General features: G+C 72.9%; 24 protein-coding genes and 1 pseudogene. 5 read left to right on the top strand and 20 right to left on the bottom strand.

Annotation, left to right across the window (positions count from 1 at the left end; genetic code table 11):
* From ABZ128_RS29570 to hrcA, 12 genes are all read right to left on the bottom strand, one after another.
* Positions 1-214: hypothetical protein (locus ABZ128_RS29570; protein WP_356852216.1), on the bottom strand; the 214-nt coding region annotated here is incomplete at its 3' end.
* A gap of 138 nt (positions 215-352) precedes the next feature.
* Positions 353-706, bottom strand: coding sequence for an MmcQ/YjbR family DNA-binding protein (locus ABZ128_RS29565; protein WP_356852211.1), 354 nt, complete (start codon positions 704-706; stop codon positions 353-355).
* Positions 703-2,007, bottom strand: a complete 1,305-nt coding sequence (locus ABZ128_RS29560) for a hemolysin family protein (protein ID WP_356852210.1) — start codon at positions 2,005-2,007, stop codon at positions 703-705. Before ABZ128_RS29560 ends, ABZ128_RS29565 begins: the two co-directional genes overlap by 4 nt.
* A complete protein-coding gene (gene ybeY / locus ABZ128_RS29555) occupies positions 2,004-2,501 on the bottom strand; it encodes an rRNA maturation RNase YbeY (RefSeq protein ID WP_356852208.1) in 498 nt (165 codons plus the stop codon). The genes ABZ128_RS29560 and ybeY overlap by 4 nt, the downstream gene beginning before the upstream one ends.
* A 13-nt stretch (positions 2,502-2,514) precedes the next feature.
* Positions 2,515-3,561 carry a PhoH family protein gene (locus ABZ128_RS29550; protein ID WP_356852206.1) on the bottom strand — a complete coding sequence of 349 codons (1,047 nt, stop codon included), beginning with the start codon at positions 3,559-3,561 and terminating at the stop codon, positions 2,515-2,517.
* Between the two features lie 233 nt (positions 3,562-3,794).
* A complete protein-coding gene (locus ABZ128_RS29545) occupies positions 3,795-4,892 on the bottom strand; it encodes a PfkB family carbohydrate kinase (protein WP_356852204.1) in 1,098 nt (365 codons plus the stop codon).
* A 146-nt stretch (positions 4,893-5,038) separates the two neighbouring features.
* Positions 5,039-5,944: a ribonuclease Z gene (locus tag ABZ128_RS29540; RefSeq protein WP_356852202.1), complete on the bottom strand. Its 906-nt coding sequence runs from the start codon at positions 5,942-5,944 to the stop codon at positions 5,039-5,041.
* Between the two features lie 3 nt (positions 5,945-5,947).
* Entirely contained in the window at positions 5,948-6,307 is a 360-nt protein-coding gene (locus ABZ128_RS29535) for a histidine triad nucleotide-binding protein (protein ID WP_356852200.1), read from the bottom strand.
* Between the two features lie 83 nt (positions 6,308-6,390).
* Positions 6,391-7,134 carry a 16S rRNA (uracil(1498)-N(3))-methyltransferase gene (locus tag ABZ128_RS29530; RefSeq protein WP_356852198.1) on the bottom strand — a complete coding sequence of 248 codons (744 nt, stop codon included), beginning with the start codon at positions 7,132-7,134 and terminating at the stop codon, positions 6,391-6,393.
* Positions 7,131-8,222, bottom strand: a complete 1,092-nt coding sequence (locus ABZ128_RS29525) for a nitronate monooxygenase (RefSeq protein ID WP_356852197.1) — start codon at positions 8,220-8,222, stop codon at positions 7,131-7,133. Before ABZ128_RS29525 ends, ABZ128_RS29530 begins: the two co-directional genes overlap by 4 nt.
* 168 nt (positions 8,223-8,390) lie before the next feature.
* Entirely contained in the window at positions 8,391-9,527 is a 1,137-nt protein-coding gene (gene dnaJ / locus ABZ128_RS29520; RefSeq protein WP_356852195.1) for a molecular chaperone DnaJ, read from the bottom strand.
* Complete coding sequence (hrcA, locus tag ABZ128_RS29515; protein WP_356852193.1) at positions 9,528-10,544, bottom strand: heat-inducible transcriptional repressor HrcA; 1,017 nt, start codon at positions 10,542-10,544, stop codon at positions 9,528-9,530. It abuts the gene before it with no gap.
* A gap of 137 nt (positions 10,545-10,681) precedes the next feature.
* Between hrcA and ABZ128_RS29510 the strand changes: the two genes are divergently transcribed.
* From ABZ128_RS29510 to ABZ128_RS29500, 3 genes are all read left to right on the top strand, one after another.
* The gene (locus ABZ128_RS29510) at positions 10,682-11,407 is read left to right on the top strand and encodes an MBL fold metallo-hydrolase (protein ID WP_356852191.1); all 726 of its coding nucleotides are present in this window, start codon (positions 10,682-10,684) and stop codon (positions 11,405-11,407) included.
* A 28-nt stretch (positions 11,408-11,435) separates the two neighbouring features.
* Positions 11,436-12,236, top strand: coding sequence for a DUF3097 domain-containing protein (locus ABZ128_RS29505; protein ID WP_356852189.1), 801 nt, complete (start codon positions 11,436-11,438; stop codon positions 12,234-12,236).
* Positions 12,237-12,328: 92 nt separating this feature from the next.
* Complete coding sequence (locus ABZ128_RS29500) at positions 12,329-12,943, top strand: ADP-ribosyltransferase (RefSeq protein ID WP_356852187.1); 615 nt, start codon at positions 12,329-12,331, stop codon at positions 12,941-12,943.
* Between the two features lie 25 nt (positions 12,944-12,968).
* Here the strand turns inward: ABZ128_RS29500 and hemW are convergent, their stop codons facing one another.
* The 3 genes from hemW to lepA all read right to left on the bottom strand — a co-directional run bounded on the left by hemW (position 12,969) and on the right by lepA (position 18,338).
* On the bottom strand, positions 12,969-14,201 hold the full coding sequence (hemW, locus tag ABZ128_RS29495; RefSeq protein ID WP_356852186.1) for a radical SAM family heme chaperone HemW: 1,233 nt from the start codon (positions 14,199-14,201) through the stop codon (positions 12,969-12,971).
* Positions 14,202-14,316: 115 nt separating this feature from the next.
* Entirely contained in the window at positions 14,317-16,209 is a 1,893-nt protein-coding gene (locus tag ABZ128_RS29490) for a long-chain fatty acid--CoA ligase (protein WP_356852185.1), read from the bottom strand.
* A 263-nt stretch (positions 16,210-16,472) separates the two neighbouring features.
* Positions 16,473-18,338, bottom strand: coding sequence for a translation elongation factor 4 (lepA, locus tag ABZ128_RS29485; RefSeq protein ID WP_356852184.1), 1,866 nt, complete (start codon positions 18,336-18,338; stop codon positions 16,473-16,475).
* A 226-nt stretch (positions 18,339-18,564) separates the two neighbouring features.
* Between lepA and rpsT the strand changes: the two genes are divergently transcribed.
* On the top strand, positions 18,565-18,831 hold the full coding sequence (gene rpsT / locus ABZ128_RS29480; protein WP_356852183.1) for a 30S ribosomal protein S20: 267 nt from the start codon (positions 18,565-18,567) through the stop codon (positions 18,829-18,831).
* Between the two features lie 633 nt (positions 18,832-19,464).
* Here the strand turns inward: rpsT and holA are convergent.
* Entirely contained in the window at positions 19,465-20,463 is a 999-nt protein-coding gene (holA, locus tag ABZ128_RS29475; protein ID WP_356852181.1) for a DNA polymerase III subunit delta, read from the bottom strand.
* A 76-nt stretch (positions 20,464-20,539) separates the two neighbouring features.
* On the opposite strand from holA, the gene ABZ128_RS29470 reads away from it, so the two are divergent.
* On the top strand, positions 20,540-20,782 hold the full coding sequence (locus tag ABZ128_RS29470; protein WP_356852179.1) for a hypothetical protein: 243 nt from the start codon (positions 20,540-20,542) through the stop codon (positions 20,780-20,782).
* 30 nt (positions 20,783-20,812) lie between these two features.
* Here ABZ128_RS29470 and ABZ128_RS29465 read toward each other — a convergent pair whose 3' ends face one another.
* From ABZ128_RS29465 to ABZ128_RS29450, 4 genes and pseudogenes are all read right to left on the bottom strand, one after another.
* On the bottom strand, positions 20,813-21,694 hold the full coding sequence (locus ABZ128_RS29465; RefSeq protein WP_356852178.1) for a YceI family protein: 882 nt from the start codon (positions 21,692-21,694) through the stop codon (positions 20,813-20,815).
* 136 nt (positions 21,695-21,830) lie between these two features.
* Positions 21,831-24,203, bottom strand: a pseudogene (locus ABZ128_RS29460) (ComEC/Rec2 family competence protein); the annotation flags it as partial.
* Positions 24,200-25,159, bottom strand: coding sequence for a ComEA family DNA-binding protein (locus ABZ128_RS29455; RefSeq protein ID WP_356852176.1), 960 nt, complete (start codon positions 25,157-25,159; stop codon positions 24,200-24,202). The pseudogene ABZ128_RS29460 and the gene ABZ128_RS29455, both read right to left, overlap by 4 nt.
* 205 nt (positions 25,160-25,364) lie before the next feature.
* Positions 25,365-26,210 carry a DegV family protein gene (locus ABZ128_RS29450; protein WP_356852175.1) on the bottom strand — a complete coding sequence of 282 codons (846 nt, stop codon included), beginning with the start codon at positions 26,208-26,210 and terminating at the stop codon, positions 25,365-25,367.
* Positions 26,211-26,547: the final 337 nt, after the last annotated feature.

The raw sequence follows: 26,547 nt of genomic DNA, 5'->3' as shown, positions 1-26,547 counted from the left end.
CCAGCAGGTGCTCGGTGTCGGCCTTCTTGTACTCGTTGTACTTGGGCAGGCCGGCCTTGTACTCGGCCATCCAGGTGGTGGCGCCGACGCGTACGACCTCCTCACCTCCCAGATCAACGACCTGCGCGCCCCCCTCGCCCTCGCCAGGGGGCCGTTGAACGGCCCCGCCGAGGCGCTCTCCCCTCCATCCCCCGTGTCCCCCGGGTCCACGCACTGTGGGGGACTAAACCTACGGCTTACATAAGGAAATCCCGCGCCCGGAAGGTCGCCCGCGCACGTGACCTTCGTCCCACGACAATCCGGGCGGACCTCCGGGCGGGCCTCGCCGGCGGACATGTCGGGCGCAGCCCGCTCACGGCCGGTCGAGCCGCAGCCGCTCCGCCCTCGGCAGACCCGCGACCACCAGGTCGTACGAGTCCTCGACGAGCTCCCGGACCATCGCCTCCGGCAGCCCGCCCACGGTCACCGTGTTCCAGTGCCGCTTGTTCATGTGCCAGCCCGGGACGATCGCCTCGTACTCCGCGCGCAGCCGCACCGCGAGCTCCGGTTCGCACTTCAGGTTCACCTTCAGCGGGACCGCGTCCAGCGCCGACAGGGCGAACATCTTGCCCAGCACCTTGAAGACGGAGGTCTCGGCGTTGAAGGGGAACTCCTCCACCGCCGCGTTGAACCCCAGGCAGAGGGCGCGTAGTTCGGCCGGGGTCACTCCCCCGCCCCGCCCTCTTCCCCGGCCGCGGGGAGCGGCTCCACCAGAACCGTCACGATCTTGTTGCGGCGCCCCGCGGGGGACTCCGCCGTCAGCCGCAGCGGCCGCCCGTCCGGCAGTTCCACGACCGCGGAGGCGCCCGCGATCGGCACCCGCCCCAGGGCCTTGGCGAGCAGGCCGCCGACCGTCTCCACGTCCTCGTCGTCGAAGTCCTCGACCTTGAACAGCTCGCCGAGGTCGGTGATGTCCAGGCGCGCCGTGACCCGGTAGTGGTCCTCGCCCAGGTCCTCGACGGGGGCGAGCTCGCGGTCGTACTCGTCGGTGATCTCGCCGACGATCTCCTCCAGGATGTCCTCGATGGTGACGATGCCCGCCGTACCGCCGTACTCGTCGATGACGACGGCGACGTGGTTGCGCACCTGCTGCATCTCCCGCAGCAGGTCACCGGCGTTCTTGGTGTCCGGCACGAACACCGCGGACCGCATCGCCGTCGAGACCAGGTCGCTCTCCGCGTCCCGGCTGATGTGCGTCTTGCGGACCAGGTCCTTCAAGTACACGATCCCGACGATGTCGTCCTCGTTCTCGCCGGTCACGGGGATCCGGGAGAAGCCGGACCGCAGCGCCAGCGTGGTCGCCTGACGGATCGTCTTGTACCGCTCGATGCAGATCAGGTCCGTCCGCGGCACCATCACCTCGCGCACCAGGGTGTCCCCCAGCTCGAAGACCTGGTGCACCATCCGGCGCTCCTCGTCCTCGATCAGCGACTCCTTCTCCGCGAGGTCGACCAGCGCCCGCAGCTCGGCCTCGGAGGCGAACGGGCCCTTGCGGAAACCCTTCCCGGGAGTGAGCGCGTTGCCGACGAGGATCAGCAGCTGCGGGATCGGCCCCATCACCCGGGCGAGCGGGACGAGGACGTACGCGGCGGCCGTCGCCGTGTTGAGGGGGTGCTGGCGGCCGATGGTGCGCGGGGAGACGCCGACGGCCACGAAGGACACGAGCACCATCACCGCGATCGCGACGAGCAGCGCCTTCCAGTTCTCGCCGAGCTCGTCCAGGCAGACGTACGTGACGAGCACGCCCGCCGCCATCTCGCAGGTGACCCGGACCAGCAGCGCCACGTTCAGGTAGCGGGTCGGGTCGCCTGCGACCTGGGCGAGCTTCTCGCTGCCCCGCCGGCCCTCGCGCACGGCCTGCTCGGCGCGGAAGCTGGACACCCGCGCGATCCCGGCCTCGGCGCACGCCGCGAACCAGGCCACGACGACCAGCAGGACCGCGCCGGTGATCAGCTGGGGGGCGGTCACGAGACGGTCGGGGCCGGGGACGGACCGGTGATGCCGCGCTCGGAGCGCCAGCCGTCGACGATGGCCGCCTGGAGGCCGAACATCTCCGCCTTCTCGTCCGGCTCCTCGTGGTCGTACCCGAGCAGGTGCAGCACTCCGTGGACGGTCAGGAGCTGGAGCTCCTCGTCCATGGAGTGCTGCGTCGGAGCGTCCTGGCCCTGCTTCTTCGCGACCTCGGGGCAGAGCACGATGTCACCGAGGAGCCCCTGCGGGGGCTCCTCGTCGTCCTTCGCCGGCGGACGCAGCTCGTCCATCGGGAAGGACATGACGTCGGTGGGTCCGGGCAGGTCCATCCACTGGATGTGCAGCTGCTCCATCGCCGCCTCGTCGACGACGATGACGGAGAGCTCGGAGAGCGGGTGGATCCGCATCCGGGTGAGCGCGTAGCGGGCGATGTCGAGGATCGCCTGCTCGTCGACTTCGGTTCCGGACTCGTTGTTGACGTCGATCGACATGGTGCGCTGGGTTCTACTTCCGCTGGTAGCCGTTCCGGGACGGGTTGGCGTCCTGGCTGTCGTCGTACTTCTCGTACGCGTCGACGATACGGCCGACCAGCTTGTGCCGGACGACATCCTCGGACGTGAGCCGCGAGAAGTGGATGTCCGGAACGCCTTCCAGGATCGACTGGACCTGGCGCAGACCCGACTTGGTGCCGCCGGGGAGGTCGACCTGGGTGATGTCACCCGTGATGACGATCTTCGAATCGAAGCCGAGCCGGGTCAGGAACATCTTCATCTGCTCCGGGCTCGTGTTCTGCGCCTCGTCGAGGACGACGAAGGCCTCGTTGAGGGTGCGGCCGCGCATGTACGCGAGCGGAGCCACCTCGATGGTCCCGGCGGCCATGAGCCGGGGGATCCGGTCCGGGTCGATCATGTCGTGCAGGGCGTCGTACAGCGGCCGCAGGTACGGGTCGATCTTGTCGAAGAGCGTGCCCGGCAGGAAGCCGAGCCGCTCTCCCGCCTCGACGGCGGGGCGGGTCAGGATGATCCGGCTGACCTGCTTGGACTGCAGGGCCTGGACCGCCTTGGCCATGGCGAGGTAGGTCTTGCCGGTACCGGCGGGGCCGATGCCGAACACGATCGTGTTCTTGTCGATCGCGTCGACGTACCGCTTCTGGTTGAGGGTCTTGGGGCGGATGGTGCGGCCGCGGCTGGAGAGGATGTTCTGGGTGAGCACCTCGGCCGGCGTCTCGTCCGGCCCGTTGCCGTTGTCGCTCGCCTTGAGCATGGCGATCGAGCGTTCCACTGCGTCCTCCGTCATCGGCTGCCCGGTGCGGAGCACCAGCATCATCTCGTCGAACAGGCGCTGGATCAGTGCGACTTCCGCCGCTTCGCCGACCGCGCTGACCTGGTTGCCCCGGACGTGTATGTCGACGTCCGGGAAGGCCCTCTCGATCACGCGCAGCAGGGCGTCACCGGAGCCGAGCACGGCCACCATCGGGTGGCGGGCCGGAACGGTGAAGTGGGCGCGCGCCTGGCCCGGCGCCGGGGTCTGGGCTGTGGGTGTCTGAGTCATGGGCCGGCACTGTGGCCTGCACATACCTCCTGCTCAGGGGCCGCGCCGATCGACGACCTCCGGAGTACCAAGGGTACGTCGCCCCCGCCGCATCCCCGAGGCCTTTTCCGCGCCCCCTCGGGCCCCGCCACCGGGCGCGGCCCCGGTGCCCGCCTGATGCGGAGAGGATCCGCGAGCCGAGACGAACTTCCGCAGTGGCACCGACCCGCCCCGGAACGCTCCGCGACCGCCGGCTAGGCGGTGTGGCGGAAGCCGATCGTGGGGACCGCCCGGCGCCGCGGCGCCGCCTCCGCCCCCGGCGGGATCAGCTCGTCCAGGAAGCGGTAGCGCGCCCGCAGGGGCTCCGGTGCCGTGCGCCACCAGTGGGCCACCTCGGGCCATCCCGGGGCCGACAGGGAGCCCCCGAACTCCTGGACCGAGAGCGCGGCGGTCAGGCCCGCGAAGGCCAGCCGGTCGGCCAGCGGCCAGCCGGCCAGGGTGCCCGTGACGAAGCCCGCCACGTAGACGTCGCCCGCCCCCGTCGGGTCCAGCGCGTCCACCGTGATCCCCGGTACCTCCGCCGTCTCGCCCGTGCGCCCGTCCACCGCGTACGAGCCCTCCGCCCCCATCGTCACCACCGCCACCGGCACCCGCTCGGCCAGCGCCCGCGCCGCCGCTCTCGGGCAGTCGGTCCGGGTGTAGCGCATCGCCTCGCCCGCGTTCGGCAGGAAGGCCTCGCAGTGCTCCAGGTCGGCCAGTGCCCCGAGGTCCCACCGCCCGCTCTCGTCCCAGCCCACGTCCGCGAAGACCCGCGCCCCGCGCCGGGCGGCCTCGCCGATCCAGCCGTCGCGGCGGCCCGGCCCCAGCGAGGCCACCGCCGCCCGCGTGCGCACCGGGCACAGCGGGAACGGCCCGGTGCCGGCGGGGGGCGGGGCCTCGTGGCCGTGCGAGACCATCGTGCGCTCGCCCTCGTACGCCATCGAGACCGTGACCGGGCTGTGCCAGCCGGGGATGGTCCGCGACCTGGAGAGGTCGATGCCCTCGCCCTGCTCCAGGGCGTCCCAGCAGTACTCGCCGTAGTGGTCGTCGCCGAAGGCCGCGGCCAGTGACGTGCGCAGCCCGAGCCGGGCCAGGGCCGTGGCCATGTTGGCCACTCCGCCGGGGCTGGAGCCCATGCCGCGCGCCCAGGATTCCGTACCGCGCACGGGGGCCGAGTCGAGGCCGGTGAAGATGATGTCGAGGAAGACCGTGCCGGTCAGGAAGACGTCGCAGCCGGGTTCCTGCGGGTCGCGCACCGGACCGAGGGGATCCACGGCTGCGTCGCGGCTGGTGAGGCTGTCCCGACTGGTCACGGTGTACTCCCCGTTGGTGCGAAGGCTCGTTTCTGCGAGCGGGCATCGGTGGAAAGCTGCCAGCTCTGCCCGTCCCCGGCAGGACCAAACCCCAGTGTGGCGCACCTCACACCGCCCGCGCCCGCTCCGCGGCCCCCGGTCCGCCCTCAGGACCGCTTCGGCAGGGGAACCCGTACGAGGTCCGCGGCGATGGTGAGCTCGCCCTCGAAACCGGCCTCGCGGGCCCGGCGTTCGAACTCCGAGGGGTCGGAGTAGCGCTGCGAGAAGTGCGTCAGCACGAGGTGGCGTACCCCCGCGTCGCGCGCGACGCGGGCCGCCTGCCCGGCGGTCAGGTGCCCGTGCTCGACGGCCAGCGGCTCGTCCTCGTCGAGGAACGTCGACTCGATGACCAGCATGTCGCAGCCCTCGGCGAGCTCCTCCGCCCCGGAGCACAGCCGGGTGTCCATGACGAAGGCGAAGCTCTGTCCGGGCCGGTGCTCGCTGACCTCGTCGAGCGTGATCCCGTTCAGGCTCCCCTCGCGCTGGATCCGGCCCACGTCGGGTCCTTTGATCCCGTGCCGCGCGAGCAGTCCCGGCACCATCCGGCGTCCGTCGGGCTCGGTGAGCCGGTAGCCGAAGGACTCCACGGGGTGGGAGAGCCTGCGGGCCTCCAGCCGGTACGAGGCCCCTTCGGCCAGCGTCCCGTCCCGGGCCACGGCCTCCTCGCGCAGCTGCACGGTCTCCCGGTAGGCGGTGGCGTACCGCAGCCGGTCGAAGAACTCCTGCCCGGAGGCCGGGTAGTGCGCGGTGACGGGGTGCGGGACCCGGTCGAGGTTGATCCGCTGGATCACACCGGCGAGTCCGAGGCTGTGGTCACCGTGGAAGTGGGTGACGCAGATCCGGTGGATGTCGTGCGCGGCCACCCCGGCCCGGAGCATCTGGCGCTGGGTGCCCTCGCCCGGGTCGAAGAGGATGCCCTCGCCGTCCCAGCGCAGGAGGTAGCCGTTGTGGTTGCGGTGGCGGGTGGGCACCTGGCTGGCGGTGCCCAGCACCACGAACTCGCGTACGGACACGGCTTATCCCGGGGGCCACTGGAGGCCGCGGCCGCCGAGGAGGTGCGCATGCGTGTGGAACACCGTCTGGCCGGCTCCGACACCCGTGTTGAACACGATCCGGTAGCCGTGGTCGTCGATCTTCTCCTCGGCGGCGATCTCACCGGCCACCCGCAGCAGGTCGGCGGTGATCACCGGCTCCGCGGCGGCGAGCGCGGCGGCGTCCGCGTAGTGCACGCGGGGGATGACCAGCACGTGGGTGGGTGCCTGCGGGTTGATGTCGCGGAAGGCGACGGTCGTCTCGGTCTCCTTGACGAGGGTCGCCGGGACCTTCCCCGCGACGATCTTGCAGAACAGGCAGTCCGCCTGCGGTTCCCCGGCCATTGCTTCGCCTTCCGTGACGGTGACGCGTGAAAGTTGATCAGCTCGGGCATCGTATCCGGCGGCGCCCGCGCCCTCACGGTGTTTCAGGACCAGCGCCCCGAGCGGGCCAGCAGCACCGCCGCCGCCGCCGTGCCCGCGGTGGAGGTGCGCAGCACCGAGCGGCCCAGCCGGTACGGGTGCGCGCCGACCGCCGCGAAGGCCGCCAGCTCCTCCGGGGAGACGCCTCCCTCGGGGCCGACGACCAGGACCACGGAGCCCTCGGCCGGGAGCTCGGCCGCGGCCAGGGCCTGCGAGGGCGCGTCACGGTCCTCGTGCAGGACCATCGCCAGGTCCGCCTCCGCCAGCAGCGCCGCGACCTGCTTGGTGGACAGGGGCTGCGCCACCTCGGGGAAGCGGACCCGGCGGGACTGCTTGCCGGCCTCCCGGGCGGTGGCCCGCCACTTGGCCAGGGACTTGGCCCCGCGGTCGCCGCGCCACTGGGTGATGCAGCGCGAGGCCTGCCAGGGGACGATCGCGTCCACGCCGGTCTCGGTCATCGTCTCGACCGCCACCTCGCCCCGGTCCCCCTTGGGCAGGGCCTGGACGACGGTGATGCGCAGGGCCGGCTCCGCCTCCCGGCCCGTGGCGGACACCGAGACGACGAGCCGGTCCTTGCCCTCGGCCGCCTTGACGACGCCCTCCGCCCAGCCGCCGCGGCCGTCCGTGAGGACCACCGCCTCGCCCGGGCCCAGCCGCTTCACCGACACCGCGTGCCGGCCCTCCGGGCCGTCCAGCACGCACTCCGGCCCCGCGGGGACCTCCTCGACCACGAACACGGGGGCGGTCATGACGTACTCCTCTTCTGCATGTCGTTCAATGCGCTCTGGGCCTCGGCCAGTTCCGCCGCCAGCACCTCCACCAGCTCCCCGGCCGGCAGCGCCCGGGCCAGCCGGTGGCCCTGGCCCGCCCACAGCGCCATCCCCTGGGGGTCGCCGGCGTCGGCGGCCGCCTTGCGCAGCCCTGCCGTCATGTGGTGGATCTGCGGGTACGCCGCCGGGGCGTACGGCCCGTGCTCGCGCATGAAGCGGTTCACCAGGCCGCGGGCCGGCCGTCCGGAGAAGGCCCGGGTGAGCTCGGTGTGGGCGAACAGGGGGTCGGTGAGCGCCTTCTTGTGCAGCGGGTGCGCCCCGGACTCGGGGCACACCAGGAACGCCGTGCCGAGCTGCGCCGCGTCGGCGCCCGCCGCCAGCAGCGCCGCGATCTGCGAGCCGCGCATCAGACCGCCCGCCGCGATGATCGGCAGGGCGACGGCCTCCCGTACCTGCGCCACCAGCGCGAGCAGTCCCACGCCCGCCGTGCCGTCGGCCTGCGGGTCGTCGCGGTGGGTGCCCTGGTGACCGCCCGCCTCGATGCCCTGGACGCACAGGGCGTCGGCGCCGGCGGCCTGCGCGGCGCGCGCCTCGTCGACCGAGGTCACGGTGACGACGGTGTACGTGCCGGCCTTGCGCAGGGAGGCGAAGACCGCGGGGGTGGGGCAGCCGAGGGTGAAGGAGACCACGGGGACCGGGTCTTCGAGGAGGATCGCCAGTTTGGCGTCGTAGCCGTCGTCACTGGTGCCGATGATGTCCTCGGCCGCGAGGGAGACGCCGTACCAGTTGGCCTCGCCGGCCAGCTGCCCGCGGTAGGCCTCCACGGCGGCCGGGTCGACGTAGCCGGTCTGGGGCATGAGGAGGTTCACGCCGAACGGCCGCCGGGTGAGGGCGCGCAGCCGTTTGATCTCCTGGTACATGCCGTCGGCGGTCTTGTAGCCGCCGGCCAGGAAGCCCAGCGCGCCCGCCTCGCACACGGCGGCGGCGAGCGGCGGGCAGGAGGCGCCGCCCGCCATGGGAGCCTGCACGATCGGGTATGCGGAGAGACCGTTCGGTGCGGAGGACATGGACTGCATCGTGCCATGTCCCGCTCATGGGGCCGAATCATGGCATTCGCCTGGCATAGTCCGCTTCCCGCGGCTCGCCGCGCGGCCGCCCGGCGCATGCGCCGAGCCCGGTCCGGGGCGTCCCCGGACCGGGCTCGTACCTGCTCTGGCGCGTGGCGCAGCAGCCGGTCAGCGGCCGTTGAAGGCGTCCTTCAGGCGGCTGAACAGGCCCTGCTGGCCCGGCGCGAACTGGCCCATCGGCCGCTCCTCGCCGCGCAGCTTCGCGAGCTGGCGCAGCAGCTCCTCCTGCTGGGCGTCCAGCTTGCCCGGAGTCGTGACCTCGACGTGGACGATCAGGTCGCCGCGCCCGCCGCCGCGCAGGTGGGTGACCCCGCGACCGTGCAGCGGGATCGACTGGCCGGACTGGGTGCCGGGCCGGATGTCGATCTCCTCCATGCCGTCCAGGGTCTCCAGCGGACACTTCGTGCCCAGGGCCGCGGCCGTCATCGGGATCGTCACCGTGCAGTGCAGGTCGTCGCCGCGCCGCTGGAAGACCGGGTGCGGGAGCTCGTGGATCTCCACGTACAGGTCGCCGGCGGGACCGCCGCCGGGGCCGACCTCGCCCTCGCCCGCGAGCTGGATCCGGGTGCCGTTCTCGACGCCGGCCGGGATCTTGACCGTGAGGCTGCGGCGGGAGCGGACCCGGCCGTCGCCCGCGCACTCGGGGCACGGGGTCGGGACCACGGTGCCGAAGCCCTGGCACTGGGGGCAGGGGCGCGAGGTCATGACCTGGCCCAGGAAGGACCGGGTGACCTGCGACACCTCACCGCGACCACGGCACATGTCACACGTCTGCGCCGAGGTGCCGGGGGCCGCGCCCTCGCCGGAGCAGGTGGTGCACACGACGGCCGTGTCGACCTGGATGTCCTTGGTCGTGCCGAAGGCGGCCTCGTCCAGCTCCAGGTCGAGGCGGATCATGGCGTCCTGGCCGCGACGGGTCCGCGAGCGCGGGCCGCGCTGCGAGGCCTGGCCGAAGAAGGCGTCCATGATGTCGGAGAAGTTGCCGAAGCCTCCGGCGCCGAAGCCGCCCGCGCCGGCGCCGCCCGAGGAGGACAGCGGGTCGCCGCCGAGGTCGTAGACCTGCTTCTTCTGCGGGTCCGAGAGGACCTCGTAGGCCGCGTTGATCTCCTTGAAGCGCTCCTGCGTCTTCGGGTCCGGATTCACGTCCGGGTGGAGTTCGCGGGCAAGACGGCGGAAGGCCTTCTTGATCTCGTCCTGGGATGCGTCGCGGCGCACGCCGAGAACGGCGTAATAGTCCGTGGCCACTTACGACTCCGCCAGGATCTGTCCGACGTAACGTGCCACTGCGCGTACCGCTCCCATCGTTCCGGGGTAGTCCATGCGGGTCGGTCCGACCACGCCCATTTTGGCGACAGTCTCGCCGCCCGAACCGTAGCCGACGGAGACGACGGACGTGGAGTTCAGCCCCTCGTAGGCGTTCTCGTGCCCGATCCGTACGGCCATCCCCGACTCGTTGGCCTCGCCCAGCAGCTTGAGGAGCACGACCTGCTCCTCCAGCGCTTCGAGCACCGGCCTGATCGTCAGGGGAAAATCATGTCCGAAGCGGGTGAGATTGGCGGTCCCGCCGATCATCAGCCGCTCCTCGGCCTCCTCGACCAGGGTCTCCAGCAGGGTCGCGAGCACCGTCGAGACCGTGCCGCGGTCCTCGGGTTCGAACGACTCGGGGAGGTCCTGTACGAGCTGCGGCACGTCGGTGAACCGGCGGCCGACGACCCGGCTGTTCAGCCGCGCGCGCAGGTCCGCGAGCGAGGTCTCGCCGAAGGGGGCCTGGCAGTCGACGAGCCGCTGCTCGACCCGGCCGGTGTCCGTGATCAGCACCAGCATCAGCCGGGCCGGTGCCAGCGAGAGCAGTTCCACGTGCCGCACGGTGGACCGGGTCAGGCTGGGGTACTGGACGATGGCGACCTGCCGCGTGAGCTGCGCGAGCAGCCGTACGGTGCGCCCCACGACGTCGTCGAGGTCGACGGCCCCGTCGAGGAAGTTCTGGATGGCCCGGCGCTCCGGCGTCGACAGCGGCTTGACCCCCGCCAGCTTGTCGACGAAGAGGCGGTAGCCCTTGTCGGTGGGGATCCGTCCGGCGCTGGTGTGGGGCTGCGCGATGTAGCCCTCGTCCTCCAGCACGGCCATGTCGTTGCGCACGGTGGCGGGCGAGACGCCCAGCCGGTGCCGCTCGGTGAGCGCCTTGGAGCCGACCGGCTCCTCCGTCCCGACGTAGTCCTGGACGATGGCGCGCAGCACCTCAAGTCTGCGTTCGCTGAGCATGGCGCACACCTCCAGTGGTCGTCGTCGCTGCTGCCCGGTTGGCACTCGCATCGTTCGAGTGCCAGCGATCCCCCGGCCAGTGTACGGCCGGGCGGTACACCCCCGGCAAGGGCGGCCCGCCAGGGTAGCGTCGCGGCATGGAACTGCGATGGGAAGAGGCCGGCTGGGAGCGCTTGACCGGACGGACCGGGCGGCGGCGGCTTCCGGTGTGGGACTGCACGGCGGGGCTGGTGGTGGGCGACCAATCCGTGCTCCTGATCGACCCCGGTTCCTCCGTGCGCGAGGGCGCGCAGCTGCGGGCCGAGGCGGAGCGGCTGACGGGCCGGCGCGTGACCCATATCGCATTCACCCACGGACATTTCGATCACGTCCTGGGCGCCTCCTCCTTCGCCGGGGCCGAGGTCTACGGGGCCGTCGGGCTGGACTCCGCGCTGGCGACGGGCCGCGCGGAGCTGCGGGAGGACGCGGTCCGGCACGGGCTGGCGGAGGCCGACGCGACCGAGGCGGTGGACGTGCTGGTGCTGCCGAAGCACCTGGTGTCGGGCGAGTGGACGCTGGAACTGGGCGGCCTGCAGGTGCTGCTGGCCAACGTGGGGCCGGGTCACACCCGGTACGACCTGGCGGTGTGCGTGCCGGGCGAGCGCGAAGTGGTCTTCTGCGGGGACCTGGTCGAGGAGTCGGGCGCCCCGCAGGCGGGCCGCGACGCGGTGCCCGCGCAGTGGCCGGCGGCGATCGACCGGCTGCTGTCGCTGGGCGGGGAGGACGCACTGTACGTGCCGGGTCACGGAGCGGTGGTCTGCGCCGGCTTCGTCCGTGAGCAACGCGACACTCTCCGGGGGCTGTTCGGCGTGTCGGGCGGCTGAGCGCGAGGGTTCTTCTACTGTCGGCCGGATGCGTGAGTACTCCCCCGACCTGACCCCGCAGTGGAAGCGCGCCAAGCCCGTGCCCGAGGTGCCGGCCGAGCCCGGTCTGGTGGTCGAGCCGGCGGACACGGACTTCTGCGGCGCGGTGGTGGCCTGCGAGGCCGGCACGGTGACCCTGGAGGACCGCTTCGGCAAGCGGCGGGTGTTCCCGCTGGCGCCCCGCGGGTTCCTGCTGGAGGGCGCGGTGGTGACGCTGACCCGCCCGGTGCGGGCGCCGCAGGGCCCCGGGCGGACCGCCTCGGGGTCGGTGGCCGTGCCGGGGGCGCGGGCACGGGTGGCCCGGGCGGGGCGGATCTACGTGGAGGGGCGGCACGACGCCGAGCTCGTGGAGCGGGTCTGGGGCGACGACCTGCGGATCGAGGGCGTGGTGGTGGAGTACCTGGAGGGCGTCGACGACCTTCCCGCGGTCGTGGCGGAGTTCGGCCCGGCCCCCGACGCCCGCCTGGGCGTCCTGGTCGACCACCTGGTGCCGGGCTCGAAGGAGTCCCGTATCGCGGCGTCGCTCACCTCGCCCGACGTGCTGGTGGTCGGACACCCGTACGTGGACGTCTGGCAGGCCGTGAAACCGTCCGCGCTGGGCATCGCGGCCTGGCCGGTGGTCCCGCCGGGGCAGGACTGGAAGAAGGGCGTCTGCCGGGCCCTGGGCTGGCCGGAGAACACCGGCGCCGCCTGGCAGCACGTCCTGTCGCGCGTGCGCTCGTACAAGGATCTGGAACCGGCGCTGCTCGGCCGCGTCGAAGAGCTGATCGACTTCGTGACGGCGCCCTGACCGGCGGCCCTCTCGGGGCGCGCTCGACAGGACACGCCACCTTCGGGTGACAGTGCGTGTGCGGGGCACGACGGAGGGCAAGGCTGCCCTCCATGATCACCTTTGCCCTGCGGCAGCGCGCGGTGCTCGCCGTGACCCTGCTCGCCGCCGCCCTGCTCCCGCCCGCCTCCGCCTCGGCCACGGCCCCGGCGCACGCCGCTCCGGCGAACTCCTGTCCCCGGGTGGGCGACCACCTCTTCGCCGCCGCCGACAAGCGGGCCGACGTGAACCGCATCACGCCGTCCCCGGCCTGGCGGATCAACTGCAAGCAGCTGTACCGCTCCGACAGCCGTCCGCCGTCGGTGGTCTTCGAGGAGGGCTTCCTCCCCAGGGCCACGGTCGACGGGCAGTACGACATCGAGCAGTACGTGCTGGTCAACCAGCCTTCCCCGTACGTCTCGACCACCTACGACCACGACCTGTACAAGACGTGGTGGAAGAGCGGCTGGAACTACTACATCGACGCCCCCGGCGGGGTGGACGTCAACCTGACCATCGGCGACACCCACAAGTACGCCTCCCAGGTGGAGGTCGCCTTCCCCGGCGGCATCGAGCGGTCCTTCATCGTCGCGGTCTGCCCCGTCGACAAGGCCACGAAGACCGAGATCATGAACGAGTGCCAGGACAACCCGCACTACAAGCCGTGGCGCAGCATCTGGCCCGACTGACCCGCCCGGACCGTGCGGGGCCCGGTCAGTCGACCAGGTCCCGCACCACCGCATCGGCCAGCAGCCGCCCGCGCAGGGTCAGGACCGCGCGCCCGTCCTCGTACGGGCCGGGCTCCAGCAGTCCGTCGGCCAGCGCCTTCCCGGCCGCCCCGAGTCCCGCCGGGGCCAGCAGGGACAGCGGGACGCCGTCCACCAGCCGCAGCTCCAGCAGGATCCGCTCGACGCGGCGGTCCTCCTCCGTCAGGAGTTCGCGGCCCGCCCCGGGGGAGCGCCCTTCCGCCAGCGCGGCGGCATAGGCGCCGGGGTGCTTCACGTTCCACCAGCGCACGCCGCCGACGTGGCTGTGGGCGCCGGGACCGGCGCCCCACCAGTCGGCGCCGCGCCAGTACAGCTCGTTGTGCAGGCACCGGGCGGCCTGCGAGGTGGCCCAGTTCGAGACCTCGTACCAGGAGTACCCGGCCTCGGCCATGACCTGGTCGGCGATCAGGTACCGGTCGGCGTGCACGTCGTCGTCCGTCATCGGGACCTCGCCCCGGCGGATCCGCCGCGCCAGCTGCGTGCCCTCCTCGACGATCAGCGCGTACGCCGAGACGTGGTCCGGCCCGGCCGCGAGAGCGGCCTCCAGGGAGTCACGCCAGTCCTGGTCCGACTCCCCGGGCGTGCCGTAGATGAGGTCCAGGTTGACGTGCTCGAAGCCCGCCGCACGGGCCTCGGCCACGCAGGCCTGCGGGCGTCCGGGGGTGTGGGTGCGGTCCAGCACCTTCAGGACGTGCTGCTTGGCGCTCTGCATGCCGAAGGAGACCCGGTTGAAGCCGCCGGCCCGCAGCTCCGCGAGGTACGCCGGATCGACCGACTCCGGATTGGCCTCGGTGGTGATCTCGGCGTCCTCCGCGAGGCCGAACTCCTCGCGGATCGCCGCCAGCATCCGCACGAGGTCCCCGGCGGGCAGCAGCGTCGGCGTGCCGCCGCCCACGAACACCGTCCGCACGGCCCTCGGGTCGTCCCCGAGGACCTTCCGCGCGAGGCGGACCTCCTGGATCAGGGTGTCGGCGTAGTTCTCCCGGGAGGCGAGCACGCCGCCGGTGCCGCGCAGCTCGGAGGCGGTGTACGTGTTGAAGTCGCAGTACCCGCAGCGCGTGGCGCAGTACGGGACGTGCAGGTAGAACCCGAGCGGCCGGTCCCCGGCTCCCGCCAGGGCATGCGGCGGCAGCGAGCCGTCTTCGGGCACGGGGTCACCGTCGGGCAGGGCGGAAGGCATGCCCCCATTGTCCCGCACACCCGACCTGGCCCCGGACGCCCGCCCGGGGCCGGCCGGCCCGGCGGGGCGGGCGCGGAGCCGTCCGCGGCCCCGCCCTGCCCGGCCGCGGCAGGGGCTACGCCTCGCGCGAGCCCTCGTACATCTCCTCGATCAGGTGCTTGAACTCACGCTCGACCACGGGCCGCTTCAGCTTGAGGCTGGGGGTCAGGTCGCCGTGCTCCACGTCCAGGTCGCGGGGCAGGATCCGGAACTTCTTCACGGTCTGCCAGCGCTGCAGGCCCTCGTTCAGGGTCTGTACGTAGGTCTCCACCAGCCGGTTGGTCTCGGGCGCGGCCAGTACCTGTCCGTACGTCTTGCCCTCCAGCCCGTTCTCGGCGGCCCAGCCCAGGATGGCCGGCTCGTCGAGGGCGATCAGGGCGGTGCAGAAGTTCCGGTCGGCGCCGTGCACGACGATGCTCGACACGTAGGGGCAGATGGCCTTGAACTGGCCCTCGATCTCGGCCGGAGCGACGTACTTGCCGCCCGAGGTCTTGATCAGGTCCTTCTTGCGGTCGGTGATGCGCAGGTAGCCGTCGGGCGAGAGCTCGCCGATGTCGCCCGTGTGCAGCCAGCCGTCCTCCTCCAGCACCTCGGCGGTCTTCTCGGGCTGGCCGTGGTAGCCCTGCATGATGCCGGGGCCGCGCAGCAGGATCTCGCCGTCGTCGGCGATGCGGACCTCGGTGCCGGGGAGCGGCTTGCCGACGGTGCCCGTGCGGTAGGCCTCGCCCGGGTTGACGAAGGAGGCGGCGCTGGACTCGGTGAGCCCGTAGCCCTCCAGGATGTTGATGCCGGCGCCGGAGAAGAAGTAGCCGATCTCGGGGGCGAGGGCGGAGGCGCCGGAGACCGCGGCGCGCAGCCGGCCGCCGAAGGCCTCGCGCAGCTTGGAGTAGACGAGCGCGTCGGCGATCTTGTGCTTGGTGGCGAGGGCGAAGGGGACGGTGGCGTTGCCGGTGCGGCGGTGGTTGTCCTGCCTGGTCTTGGCGTACTCGCGGGCGACGCCGACCGACCACTGGAAGATCTTGTACTTGGCGCCGCCGCCGGCCCGGGCCTTGGCCGCGACCCCGTTGTAGACCTTTTCGAAGATGCGCGGGACGGCCGCCATGTACGTCGGCTGGACCACCGGGAGGTTCTCGATGATCTTGTCGATCCGGCCGTCGACGGCGGTGACGTGCCCGACCTCGATCTGCCCGGAGGTGAGCACCTTGCCGAAGACGTGGGCGAGCGGCAGCCACAGGTACTGGACGTCGTCGCTGGAGATCATGCCGGTGGCCACGGTCGCCTTGGCCATGTAGGACCAGTTGTCGTGGGGCAGCCGGACGCCCTTGGGGCGGCCGGTGGTGCCGGAGGTGTAGATGAGGGTGGCGAGCTGGTCGGCGGTGATGGCCGCGATCCGCTTCTCGACCGCGCCGGGGTGCTGGGCCAGGTACTCCCTGCCGCGCGCCTCCAGGTCCGCGAGGGAGAGCACCCAGCCCTCCGGGTCGCCCTCGGCCGGCACCGCGTCGGCGGCCTCCACGACCACGACGTGGGCGAGCGCGGGCAGGTCGGCGCGCCGCTCGCGGGCCTTGGCCAGCTGGGCGGCGTCTTCGGCGATCAGCACGTGGCTGTCCGAGTCGGCCAGGATGAACGCCGACTCCTCGGCGTTCGTGCTCGGGTAGATCGTCGTGACGGCGCCGCCGGCGCACATCACGCCGAGGTCGGCGAGGATCCACTCGACGCGGGTGTTGGAGGCGAGCGCGACCCGCTCCTCGGGCTGGAGGCCGAGGTCGATCAGGCCGGCGGCGATGGCGAAGACCCGCTCGGCCGCCTGGCCCCAGCTCAGCGACTTCCAGTCGTCGGGGCCGCCGTGGCCGTCCGCCGCAGGCACCGGGTACCGGTAGGCCTCGGCGTTCGGCGTGGCACCGACACGCTCAAGGAAGAGGGCCGCCACGGTGGGCGGGCGGTTCTCGATCAGGGTCTGTGTGTCGCTCACGGACGTCCTCCGGACCACGCGGCAGGGCCTGTCATTCAAGGCGGTGAATGAAGGCTTCCAACAGGGCTTGCAACAGGGCTGCGACCAAGGCTGCGACCAGGGTGTGCGGCCTCGGCTTGTAACTGGCGAGTAACCAACGGGTGTGATCAGACTAGGGGCCCTCCGCCTGGCGCGTAAGGGCCCCTGAGCCGCCGATTCATAACGAAACAGGCCCCTGCGGCAGCGCGCGGAGGCCTGTTTCGTTTGCCATGGGGCGGGTGGGGCTACTTCTTCTTGCCACCCGACTCGTCGCTGGAGAGGACGGCGATGAAGGCCTCCTGGGGGACCTCCACGGAGCCGACCATCTTCATGCGCTTCTTGCCTTCCTTCTGCTTCTCCAGCAGCTTCCGCTTACGGGAGATGTCACCGCCGTAGCACTTGGCGAGGACGTCCTTGCGGATGGCGCGGATGGTCTCGCGGGCGATGACGCGGGAGCCGATCGCGGCCTGCACGGGCACCTCGAAGGCCTGCCGCGGGATGAGCTCGCGCAGCTTGGCGACGAGGCGCACGCCGTAGGCGTAGGCGGCGTCCTTGTGGCAGACGGCGGAGAAGGCGTCGACCTTGTCGCCGTGCAGCAGGATGTCGACCTTGACCAGGCTGGAGGCCTGCTCGCCGGTGGGCTCGTAGTCGAGGGAGGCGTAACCGCGCGTCTTGGACTTCAGCTGGTCGAAGAAGTCGAAGACGATCTCCGCGAGCGGGAGCGTGTAGCGGATCTCGACCCGGTCCTCGGAGAGGTAGTCCATGCCGAGCAGGGTGCCGCGGCGCTGCTGGCAGAGCTCCATGATCGCGCCGATGAACTCGGTCGGCGCGAGCACGGTGGCCCGGACGACCGGCTCGTACACGTCCTTGATCTTGCCCTCGGGGAACTCGCTCGGGTTGGTGACGGTGACTTCCTTGCCGTCCTCCAGCACCACCCGGTAGACCACGTTGGGCGCGGTCGCGATCAGGTCGAGGCCGAACTCGCGCTCCAGGCGCTCGCGGACCACGTCGAGGTGGAGCAGGCCGAGGAAGCCGACGCGGAAGCCGAAGCCGAGCGCCGCCGAGGTCTCCGGCTCGTAGACGAGCGCGGCGTCGTTGAGCTGGAGCTTGTCCAGGGCCTCGCGCAGGTCGGGGTAGTCCGAGCCGTCGAGCGGGTACAGGCCCGAGAAGACCATCGGCTTCGGGTCCTTGTAGCCGCCGAGGGCCTCGGTCGCGCCGTTGTTCAGGCTGGTGATGGTGTCACCGACCTTGGACTGGCGGACGTCCTTCACGCCGGTGATGATGTAGCCCACCTCGCCGACGCCGATGCCGTCGGCCGGGGTCATCTCGGGGGACGAGACGCCGATCTCCAGCAGCTCGTGGGTGGCGCCGGTGGACATCATCCTGATGCGCTCGCGCTTGTTGAGCTGGCCGTCTACCACACGGACGTACGTCACGACGCCGCGGTACGAGTCGTAGACCGAGTCGAAGATCATCGCGCGGGCGGGGGCGTCCTTGACGCCGACCGGGGCCGGGACGGTGGCGACGACCTTGTCCAGCAGGGCGTCGACGCCGAGACCGGTCTTGGCGGAGACCCGCAGGACGTCCTCGGGCTGGCAGCCGACCAGGTTCGCGAGCTCCTCGGCGAACTTCTCCGGCTGCGCGGCCGGCAGGTCGATCTTGTTCAGGACGGGCACGATCGCCAGGTCGTTCTCCATCGCCAGGTACAGGTTGGCGAGGGTCTGCGCCTCGATGCCCTGAGCGGCGTCGACCAGGAGGATCGTGCCCTCGCACGCCGCGAGGGAGCGCGAGACCTCGTAGGTGAAGTCGACGTGCCCGGGGGTGTCGATCATGTTCAGGATGTGCGTCTTGCCCTGGTCGTCGCCCGTGGTGGGCGCCCAGGGCAGTCGGACCGCCTGGGACTTGATCGTGATGCCGCGCTCACGCTCGATGTCCATCCGGTCGAGGTACTGGGCGCGCATCTGCCGCTGGTCGACGACACCGGTGAGCTGGAGCATCCGGTCGGCAAGGGTCGACTTGCCGTGGTCGATGTGCGCGATGATGCAGAAATTGCGGATCAGCGCCGGGTCGGTACGGCTCGGCTCGGGCACGTGGCTGGGGATCGCGGGCACGCAGTGTCCTGATTCTCGGGTCGCAGTCGGAAGCGTTGTCTGAGCGTCTGTCTCCGCGACAGTTCGGGTCTGTACGCAGGTTCCCATGGTCCCATGAACGAGGCAGTGCGCTCGGTTTGGGCCGGTCGGAGCGCGCCTGGTAGCCTGGGCAGCTGTGTCTCGTATGCCCTCTCAGCTGTCGGGACACAATCCGAAGATCAAACTCTGAACCTGAAAAGGCTCTTTCGTGGCGAACATCAAGTCCCAGATCAAGCGGAACAAGACGAACGAGAAGGCCCGCCTTCGCAACAAGTCCGTCAAGTCCGAGCTCAAGACCTTCATCCGCAAGGCCACCGAGGCCGTTGCCGCCGGTGACGTCGAGAAGGCCACCGCGGCCGTTCGCGTTGCCTCGCGGAAGCTGGACAAGGCCGTCTCGAAGGGTGTCATCCACAAGAACGCCGCCGCCAACAAGAAGTCGGCGCTGGCCTCCAAGGTTGGCTCCCTCCAGGGCTGAGCTACCTGATGTGAAAGCCGGGCAGGGACCCAGCGGGCCCTCTCTTCCGCTCCCGACCGGCACTCCGCGCCGCACGCGGCCTGCGTTCGCCACGCGGGTGCGGCGCACACCAGCAGTAACCGAAGGCCCCGTTCCCCACCCTTCCCCAGGGCGGAGACCGGGGCCTTCGGCATGCGGCCGTACGCACGCCGCCGCACCCTGGGCATATGGGCGCACGTCATCGGCTGCGATGGCTGTGGTGGCTGCTCAGCGCTGTCGGCGTCACCGTCGCGGTCACTTTGGGGGTGCTGCTGCTGGTCCGGCCGGAGCCGGGGAGCTCGGCCAAGGTGTTCCAGCAGTCGGCTGCGGCTACTGGGCCGGACCCGTTCACCGCAAGCACTTCCGTGACGCCGGGCTGCACCGGCGCCTTCGCGATCAGTCCAGCCCAAACCGCCCCTGAGGACGTCAGTACCCAAGAAGCGCCGGATCAGGGGCCTCGGCCGGGCGGTGCGTCGGGGGGCGCCTCCACCGATCAGATGGCCGCCGCAGCCGCTCTGGTGGGGGCCGGGGTGGGCGTCAGCGGGCAGGTGCTGCTGTGGCGCGACCGACGGGGCCGCCGCAAGCGCCCCCGGGTCCTGGCGCCCGGTGCGGGGCTCAGTATGCGGAGCGGCGGGGGCGGGCGGCGCGGGCCACGGCCACGACCGCCTTCTCCAGCGCGTACTCGGGGTCGTCGCCCCCGCCCTTGACGCCCGCGTCGGCGTCCGCGACGGCGCGCAGGGCGTCCGCGACGCCGTCCGCCGACCAGCCGCGCATCTGCTGGCGCACCCGGTCGATCTTCCAGGGCGGCATGCCGAGGTCCCGGGCGAGATCGCCGGGCCGGGCCCCGCGCGGCGCCGAGGCCAGCTTTCCGATCGCCCGGACCGCCTGCGCCAGGGCGCTGGTGATCAGGACCGGCGCCACTCCCGTGGCCAGCGACCACCGCAGGGCTTCGAGCGCCTCCGCCGCCCGCCCCTCGACCGCCCGGTCGGCGACAGTGAAGCTGGAGGCCTCCGCCCGGCCGGTGTAGTAGCGGCCGACGACGGACTCGTCGATGGTCCCCTCGACGTCCGCGCACAGCTGCGCCACCGCGCTCGCCAGCTCCCGCAGGTCGCTGCCGATCGCGTCGACCAGCGTCTGGCAGGCCTCCGGGGTCGCCGACCGCCCCAGCGTGCGGAACTCGCCCCGCACGAAGGACAGCCGGTCCGCCGCCTTCGTCATCTTCGGGCAGGCGATCTCCCGTGCTCCCGCCTTGCGCGCCGCGTCGAGCAGGCCCTTGCCCTTGACGCCGCCCGCGTGGAGGAGCACGAGGATGATCTCCTCGAACGGCGCAGCCAGGTACGCCTTCACCTCCTTGACCGTGTCGGCGGACAGGTCCTGCGCATTGCGCACGACCAGCACCTTGCGCTCGGAGAAGAGCGAAGGGCTGGTCAGCTCGGCGAGCGTGCCGGGCTGGAGCTGCTCGGAGGCGAGATCGCGCACGTCCGTGTCGGCGTCGGCGGCACGGGCTGCCGCCACCACCTCCCGCACGGCGCGGTCGAGCAGCAGGTCCTCCTGCCCCACGGCGAGGGTGAGCGGGGCGAGCGGATCGTCGGTGGGGTTCTTCCTGGTGGCCATCGCGTCCAGCATCCCACGCCGCACTGACAGCCCCCCGCGCCGCGGCCCCTCTCACCGCATACTTGAGAATGGTCGCGTGAACGTGCGACATGTGCTGGTGCTGCCCGACCGCGACGCCGCCGAGGAGGTGGCCCAGGAGGTGGCCGACCGCTTCGGCCTCCCGGAGGAACCGCAGTTGGTGCGCGACGCCCTGGCCGGTGAGGACGACGCCGAGGACGCCCAGTGGCTGGTGGTCGTCGAGGACCCGCAGGAGCGGCTCGACGCGGCCCTCCTGGACGGCCTCGCCGCCGGCTACGAGGGCTGGCTGGAGGCCCCGTAGGCCCACCGCCGGAGCTCCCCCGGACCGCCCCTACGCCTTGTGGACGATCTGGACGTCCAACGCCACGTCCACGCTCGAACCGATCGCCGCGATCCCGTGGGCCAGCACCGACTGCCAGTTCAGGGCGAAGTCCTCGCGGTGCAGCTCGGCGGTGGCCCGGCAGGCGGCGCGCGGTTCGCCCTCCAGGCCCGTGCCGAGCCCGAGGTACTCGGTGTCCAGGGTCACGGAGCGGCTGACCCCGTGGAGGGTCAGGGCGCCGGCGACGGCCCAGCGGCTGCCGCTGCGGTGGATGAAGCGCTCGCTGTAGAACTCCACCGTCGGGTACCGGGCCGCGTCCAGGAAGTCGGCGGAGCGCAGGTGGTCGTCCCGCATCCGCAGACCCGTGTCGATGCTCGCCGCGTCGATGATCACGTGCATGGAGGAGTCCTCCATGCGGTCGGCGATCCGCACCGCGCCCGCGAAGGTGTTGAACCTCCCGCGGATCCGGGCGAAGCCGATGTGCCGGGCCGTGAACGCGACGCACGAGTGCGCCGGGTCGAGCTCCCAGTGGCCCGGCTGCGGCAGCAGCGGCGGTTCCACCGCGTCCAGGATGATCTCCGCGGTGCCCGCCTGCGCCGGGTCCCCGACGAGCGTCGCCCCGTGGAACGGCGCATAGCCCTCGGCGCTGACGGAGAGCCGGTACTCCCCCTCCGGCACGGCCGCCGTGAACCCGCCGTACGGGTCGGTCTCGCCGCTGACGATGCGCCGGCCTATCGGATCGGTGACCTCGAACCTCGCCTGCCGGACCGGCTGGTGGACCGTGTCGAGCACGCGGCAGCTGAGAAGGCGTGCCGCATGAGGCAGCGTCAGTGTGGCAGTGGAATTCGGGCCGGCACTTCCGGCCGTCTCCAACCCCCGTCGGCGACCGAACATGGTTGATGCACCCCCGTGCTGTGTGGACTTGTACCGCTCTGGCGAAAACGCATTCGATCATGCTGTCGGGTCGGGGGCAAACAGAACGGGGCCGCCCCCTCCGCCCGTGTCGCCTGCGCCGCCGGCCGGACGGGAACGCCCGCAGGGACGGGCCGCTCCCGCTCACCGCGATCGAGCCGTCGGTGTCCGTGCGCAGGACCGTCGCCCCCTTCGACCGCAGCCGTGCGAGCGTGCCCGCCGCGGGATGTCTGTAGCGGTTGCCCTCACCGACCGGGACGAGCGCCAGCCGGGGCCGGATCCGATCCTGCAGGCCCGGATCCTGGTGGGCGGAGCCGTGGTGGGCGACCTTCAGGACATCGACCGGCCCCAGGTCCGGACGACCCATCAACAGCGCCTGCTGCGAGGGGGGTTCGAGGTCACCGAGCAGCAGCAGGGTGAGGCCGGCGCTGCGCACCAGCAGGGCCACGCTCGCGTCGTTGGGCCCCTCGGGCGGCGGGCCTTCCGGCGGTGGCCACAGCACCTCCCACTCCAGGGCGGCGATCCTGCGCCGCTCGCCCGCCTTCGCCGGTACGACGGGCACCCGGGCGGCGGCCGCGGTCCGGCGGACGAACCCGGCCTGCCCGGCGGGTTCTTCCAGTGTGGTGGTCTGGATCACCCCCACCACCCTGCCCCGCAGCACCCCGGCCAGGCCGCCGACGTGATCGGCGTGGAAGTGCGTCAGCAACAGCAGCGGCACCCGGTGCACCCCCAGGGCGCGCAGGCACCCGTCCACCAGGCCCGGTTCCGGACCGGTGTCCACCACGACGGCCGCGCCCGCCCCCGCGGCGAGCACGGCGGCGTCCCCCTGGCCCACCGCGCACTGCACGTAACTCCAGTCGGGCGGGGGCCAGCCGGTGAGCGTACGGGTCAGCTGCGGCGGCCGCAGCAGGGCGAGGAGCAGCAGCACCGCCAGGCCCGAGCACACCCACGGCCGACGCACCAGGCGGGCCCCCAGCACCACGACGGCCAGGGTGGCCCCGGCCAGCAGCAGCCCCCCGGCCACACCGCCGGGCCAGGCGAACTCGGCTCCGGGCAGCCGGGCCCCGGTCCGGGCGACGCCCGCGATCCAGCCGGCGGGCACCCCCGCGCACCGCGCGAGCAGCTCGGCGGCGGGCATGCACAGCGGAGCGGCGGCCAGTGCCGCGAAGCCGAGCACGGTCGCGGGCCCCGCTGCGAGCTCGGCCAGCAGGTTGCATGGCACCGCCACGAGGCTCACCCGCGCCGACAGCACGACGACCACCGGTGCACACACCGCCTGCGCCGCGGCGGCGGCCCCCAGCGCCTCCGCGAAGCGCGGCCGCATCCCCCGCCGCCGCAGGGCTCCGCTCCACCGCGGACCGAGCGTCAGCAGGGCCCCCGTGGCCAGGACCGAGAGCAGGAAGCCGGGACTGCGGGCCATCCACGGGTCCCAGAGCACCAGCAGCAGCACGGCCGCGGCCAGGGCGGGCACCAGGGATCTACGCCGCCCGGTGGCGAGGGCCAGCAGGGTCACCGTCCCGCAGGCCGCGGCCCGCAGCACGCTCGGCTCCGCCCGGCACACCACCACGAACCCCAGCGTCAGCGCCGTCCCGCACAGGGCGGTCCCCCGCAGCGAGAGCCCGAGGCGGGGCGCGAGCCCGCTCCGCTCGGCCCGCTGGGCACGGGCCGGCGGGCCGATCAGCAGGAACAGGACCACCGTCAGGTTGGACCCGGACACCGCCAGCAGATGCAGCAGGTCGGTGGCCCGGAACGCCTCGTCCAGGTCGGGCGGCACCCGCGAGGTGTCCCCCACCACCAGCCCGGGCAGCAGGGCCCTGGCATCGGGCGCGAGTCCCCCGGTGGCTTCGCGCAGTCCGGCCCGCAGCCTCCCGGCGGCGCGCTGGAGGGCGTCGGGCCCGCCGGTCACCCGCGGCGGGGTGTCCGCGGCGGGGCGCAGCAGCGCCACGGCCCGCTCCCCCGCCCGGCCTGGAGCCAGCCGGCCGACCACCTCCACCCGCGTCGAGGGCAGCAGCCGAGCCCACTGCGGATGCCCGGCCACGACCCGTACGGGGGTCTCGACGCGGCTCTGCCGGCCGTCGGGCCCGGTCACCCGGGTCAGCACGGCGTCCAGCACCACCGCGGGCGGCCCGCTCCCGCTCCGGGCGGTCCGCGGATCGGAGCCGACGGTGAGCTCGGCCAGCACCCTGGCCCGCTCCCCGGCCAGCCCCACGACCGGCCCGGCCCGGGCCCCGGCCTGCTGGAGGGCCGCCACCCCGGCCCCGGCCGAGGCGGCGAGGAGGGCCAGGGCCGCGGCCGTACCGAGCCTCCACAGCCGCTCCGGGCGCCGGCACCCGGCCAGCACCAGCAGTCCGGCGCCGATGAGGCCGAGCCCCGCCCCGATGGCGGTCCGGCCGACCGGCGCACCGAGCGCGAGGGCGGCCCCCGCCCACGCGGCCAGCGCCGGCAGCGCGAGCCGCAGATCCACCGGGCCCGGCCCCTCGGGGCGGTTCACGGCCGCACCAGCTTGCGCAGGTCGGAGAACCGCCGCTCCCCGATGCCGTCCACCTGGCGGAGCTCCTCCACCGACCGGAAGCCGCCGCGGGCGGTCCGGAAGTCGACGATGTGCTGCGCCAGCACCGGCCCGACCCCGGGCAGGCCGTCCAACTGTTCGACGGTGGCCGTGCCCAGGCTCAGCGGGCCGGGAGCCGGGCCCGCAGCGGCCCCGCCCGGGAGGGGCTGCGCGGTGGCTCCCACCAGCACCTGTTCGCCGTCCACCAGCACCCGGGCCCGGTTGAGCCCGGTGGTGTCGGTGCCCGGCCGCACGCCCCCGGCGGCGGCCAGGGCGTCCTCCACCCGCGAACCGGCGGGCAGCCTGCGCACCCCTGGGTCACGCACCTTGCCGCTGACATCCACCACCACGCCCGCGCCCCCGGCACCGCCCGGCGGTCCCGCAGAACCCTCGGGTCCTGCCGCCGGGGCCGGCCCCGCCGCCGGCGCGACCACCGCCGGGGCGGTCACCGGCTCCGGCCGGCCCGACCAGTACTGCTGGACCCCGAACGCGACCGCGGCGGCCAGCACCACCGCCACCGCCGCCACGGCACGCGGCTCCACCCCGCACCGGGCCTGCACCCACATCGGCAGCCGCTCGCGCACGGCGAGCCATCGCAAGGCCGCCCCGGACCCCCCTCGCGGCGGCTCCGGCCCGGGCCCGGCCACCCTCTCCGGCTCGGGATCCGCCGCGACCGGGGCCGGGACCGGATCGGGCGGGGGCGCAGGCACGGGCACCTGCGGCGGGCCGCTGCCCCCGAGGAGGGCCTCCGCCCGGCGGCGTAGCGCCGCGGCCCCCGGGTCGTGGGGCGGGACCGGCCGACGACCACGGCGGTGTCGGAGCCGGCCGTCGGAGAGACGGGGGCGACCGGGGCCACTGGTGGCGCCGGAGGGATGCGAACGTCGTGTGCGAAGAGTCATGCCACGAAGGTAGGGGCCCCCTCCCCACCCCGCTCGGACCCCCTAATTCCGGTGGACAACCCCGCCGTTGTGGACAACTCCGCCACCCGTTCCGGTGCACGGGAACGGGAAGGGACGGGCACGGGCACCGGCACGGGCACGGGCACGGGCACGGGAAGAAACGGGGACAGAGACAGGAACGGGCACGGGACGGGAACGGGCGAACTCAGTGCGGCGAGACGACCGCCGCCAGCAGCCCCGGGCCGGTGTGCGCGCCGATCACCGCGCCGACCTCGCTGACGTGCAGTTCGACCAGGCCGGGAATGCGCTCGCGCAGCCGCTCGGCGAGCTTCTCGGCCCGCTCCGGCGCCGCCAGGTGGTGCACGGCCACGTCGACGCTGCCCGTTCCGGCCCGTTCGACCGCCAGCTCTTCCAGCCTCGCGATGGCCTTGGAGGCCGTACGCACCTTCTCCAGCATCTCGATGCGCCCGCCGTCCAGCGTGAGCAGCGGCTTGACCGCGAGGGCGGAGCCGAGGAGCGCCTGCGCGGCGCCGATGCGGCCGCCCCGGCGCAGGTAGTCCAGGGTGTCGACGTAGAAGTAGGCCGACATGTCGGCGGCCCGCTTCTCGGCGGCGGCCACGGCCTCGTCCAGGGTCCCCCCGGCGTCGGCCGTCTCCGCGGCGGCGAGGGCGCAGAAGCCGAGGGCCATCGCGACCATGCCGGTGTCGACCACGCGGACGGGGACCCGCGCGGTCTTGGCGGCGAGCACCGCGGCGTCGTAGGTGCCGGAGAACTCGGCGGACAGGTGCAGGCTGACGATCCCGGTCGCACCGGCCTCCGCGGCCGCCTCGTAGGCCCGGGCGAACTCCTCGGGGCTGGGCCGCGACGTCGTGACCGAGCGACGCTTCTGGAGCGCCTGGGCGAGGCTTCGGGCCGAGATTTCGGTGCCCTCTTCGAGGGCCTCCCCGCCGAGGACCACGGTCAGCGGGACGGAGGTGATTCCGTGCCGCGCCAGGGCCTGTGGGGGCAGGTAGGCCGTGGAATCGGTGACGATCGCGACATGGCGGGACATGAGCCGGAGGTTACCGCCAGTGGGGGCGGGACGGCACCCTGTGCCCGAGACCCGGAACATGCCTCACCGGCCCGCACCATCGGGACGGCGCCCCAACTCGGCGCGCCCACACGGCGACCCGGCCACCGCCACGGCCCGGCGGCCCGTTCCCCACAACCGAATCCAGCGGCCGATCCCGCACCCCGAACCCCGGCGGCCCGTTCCCCACAACCGAATCCAGCGGCCGATCCCGCACCGCGCCCCCGCCGACCGCCCACGCACCCCGACCCCGCCGACCGCCCGCGCGCACCCCGCGCACCCCGATCCCGACCCCGCCCGCCGACCGCGGCGGCCGGAC

The sequence above is a fragment of the Streptomyces sp. NPDC006326 genome (assembly GCF_040612915.1).
Taxonomy (GTDB): domain Bacteria; phylum Actinomycetota; class Actinomycetes; order Streptomycetales; family Streptomycetaceae; genus Streptomyces.
Note: the sequence above shows the minus strand (reverse complement) of the source record. Positions and strands in the feature narration are given on the sequence as shown.

Bases quoted from the DNA above. Each gene is read 5' to 3' on its own strand.
- ABZ128_RS29465 (WP_356852178.1), bottom strand. From the start codon at position 21,694: ATGTTCGGTCGCCGACGGGGGTTGGAGACGGCCGGAAGTGCCGGCCCG.
- ABZ128_RS29550 (WP_356852206.1), bottom strand. From the start codon at position 3,561: ATGACTCAGACACCCACAGCCCAGACCCCGGCGCCGGGCCAGGCGCGC.
- ABZ128_RS29500 (WP_356852187.1), top strand. From the start codon at position 12,329: ATGATCACCTTTGCCCTGCGGCAGCGCGCGGTGCTCGCCGTGACCCTG.
- holA (WP_356852181.1), bottom strand. From the start codon at position 20,463: ATGGCCACCAGGAAGAACCCCACCGACGATCCGCTCGCCCCGCTCACC.
- ABZ128_RS29505 (WP_356852189.1), top strand. From the start codon at position 11,436: ATGCGTGAGTACTCCCCCGACCTGACCCCGCAGTGGAAGCGCGCCAAG.
- ABZ128_RS29525 (WP_356852197.1), bottom strand. From the start codon at position 8,222: ATGTCCTCCGCACCGAACGGTCTCTCCGCATACCCGATCGTGCAGGCT.
- ABZ128_RS29535 (WP_356852200.1), bottom strand. From the start codon at position 6,307: ATGGCCGGGGAACCGCAGGCGGACTGCCTGTTCTGCAAGATCGTCGCG.
- hemW (WP_356852186.1), bottom strand. From the start codon at position 14,201: ATGCCTTCCGCCCTGCCCGACGGTGACCCCGTGCCCGAAGACGGCTCG.
- ABZ128_RS29455 (WP_356852176.1), bottom strand. From the start codon at position 25,159: ATGACTCTTCGCACACGACGTTCGCATCCCTCCGGCGCCACCAGTGGC.
- ABZ128_RS29450 (WP_356852175.1), bottom strand. From the start codon at position 26,210: ATGTCCCGCCATGTCGCGATCGTCACCGATTCCACGGCCTACCTGCCC.
- ABZ128_RS29530 (WP_356852198.1), bottom strand. From the start codon at position 7,134: ATGACCGCCCCCGTGTTCGTGGTCGAGGAGGTCCCCGCGGGGCCGGAG.
- ABZ128_RS29510 (WP_356852191.1), top strand. From the start codon at position 10,682: ATGGAACTGCGATGGGAAGAGGCCGGCTGGGAGCGCTTGACCGGACGG.
- ybeY (WP_356852208.1), bottom strand. From the start codon at position 2,501: ATGTCGATCGACGTCAACAACGAGTCCGGAACCGAAGTCGACGAGCAG.
- hrcA (WP_356852193.1), bottom strand. From the start codon at position 10,544: ATGCTCAGCGAACGCAGACTTGAGGTGCTGCGCGCCATCGTCCAGGAC.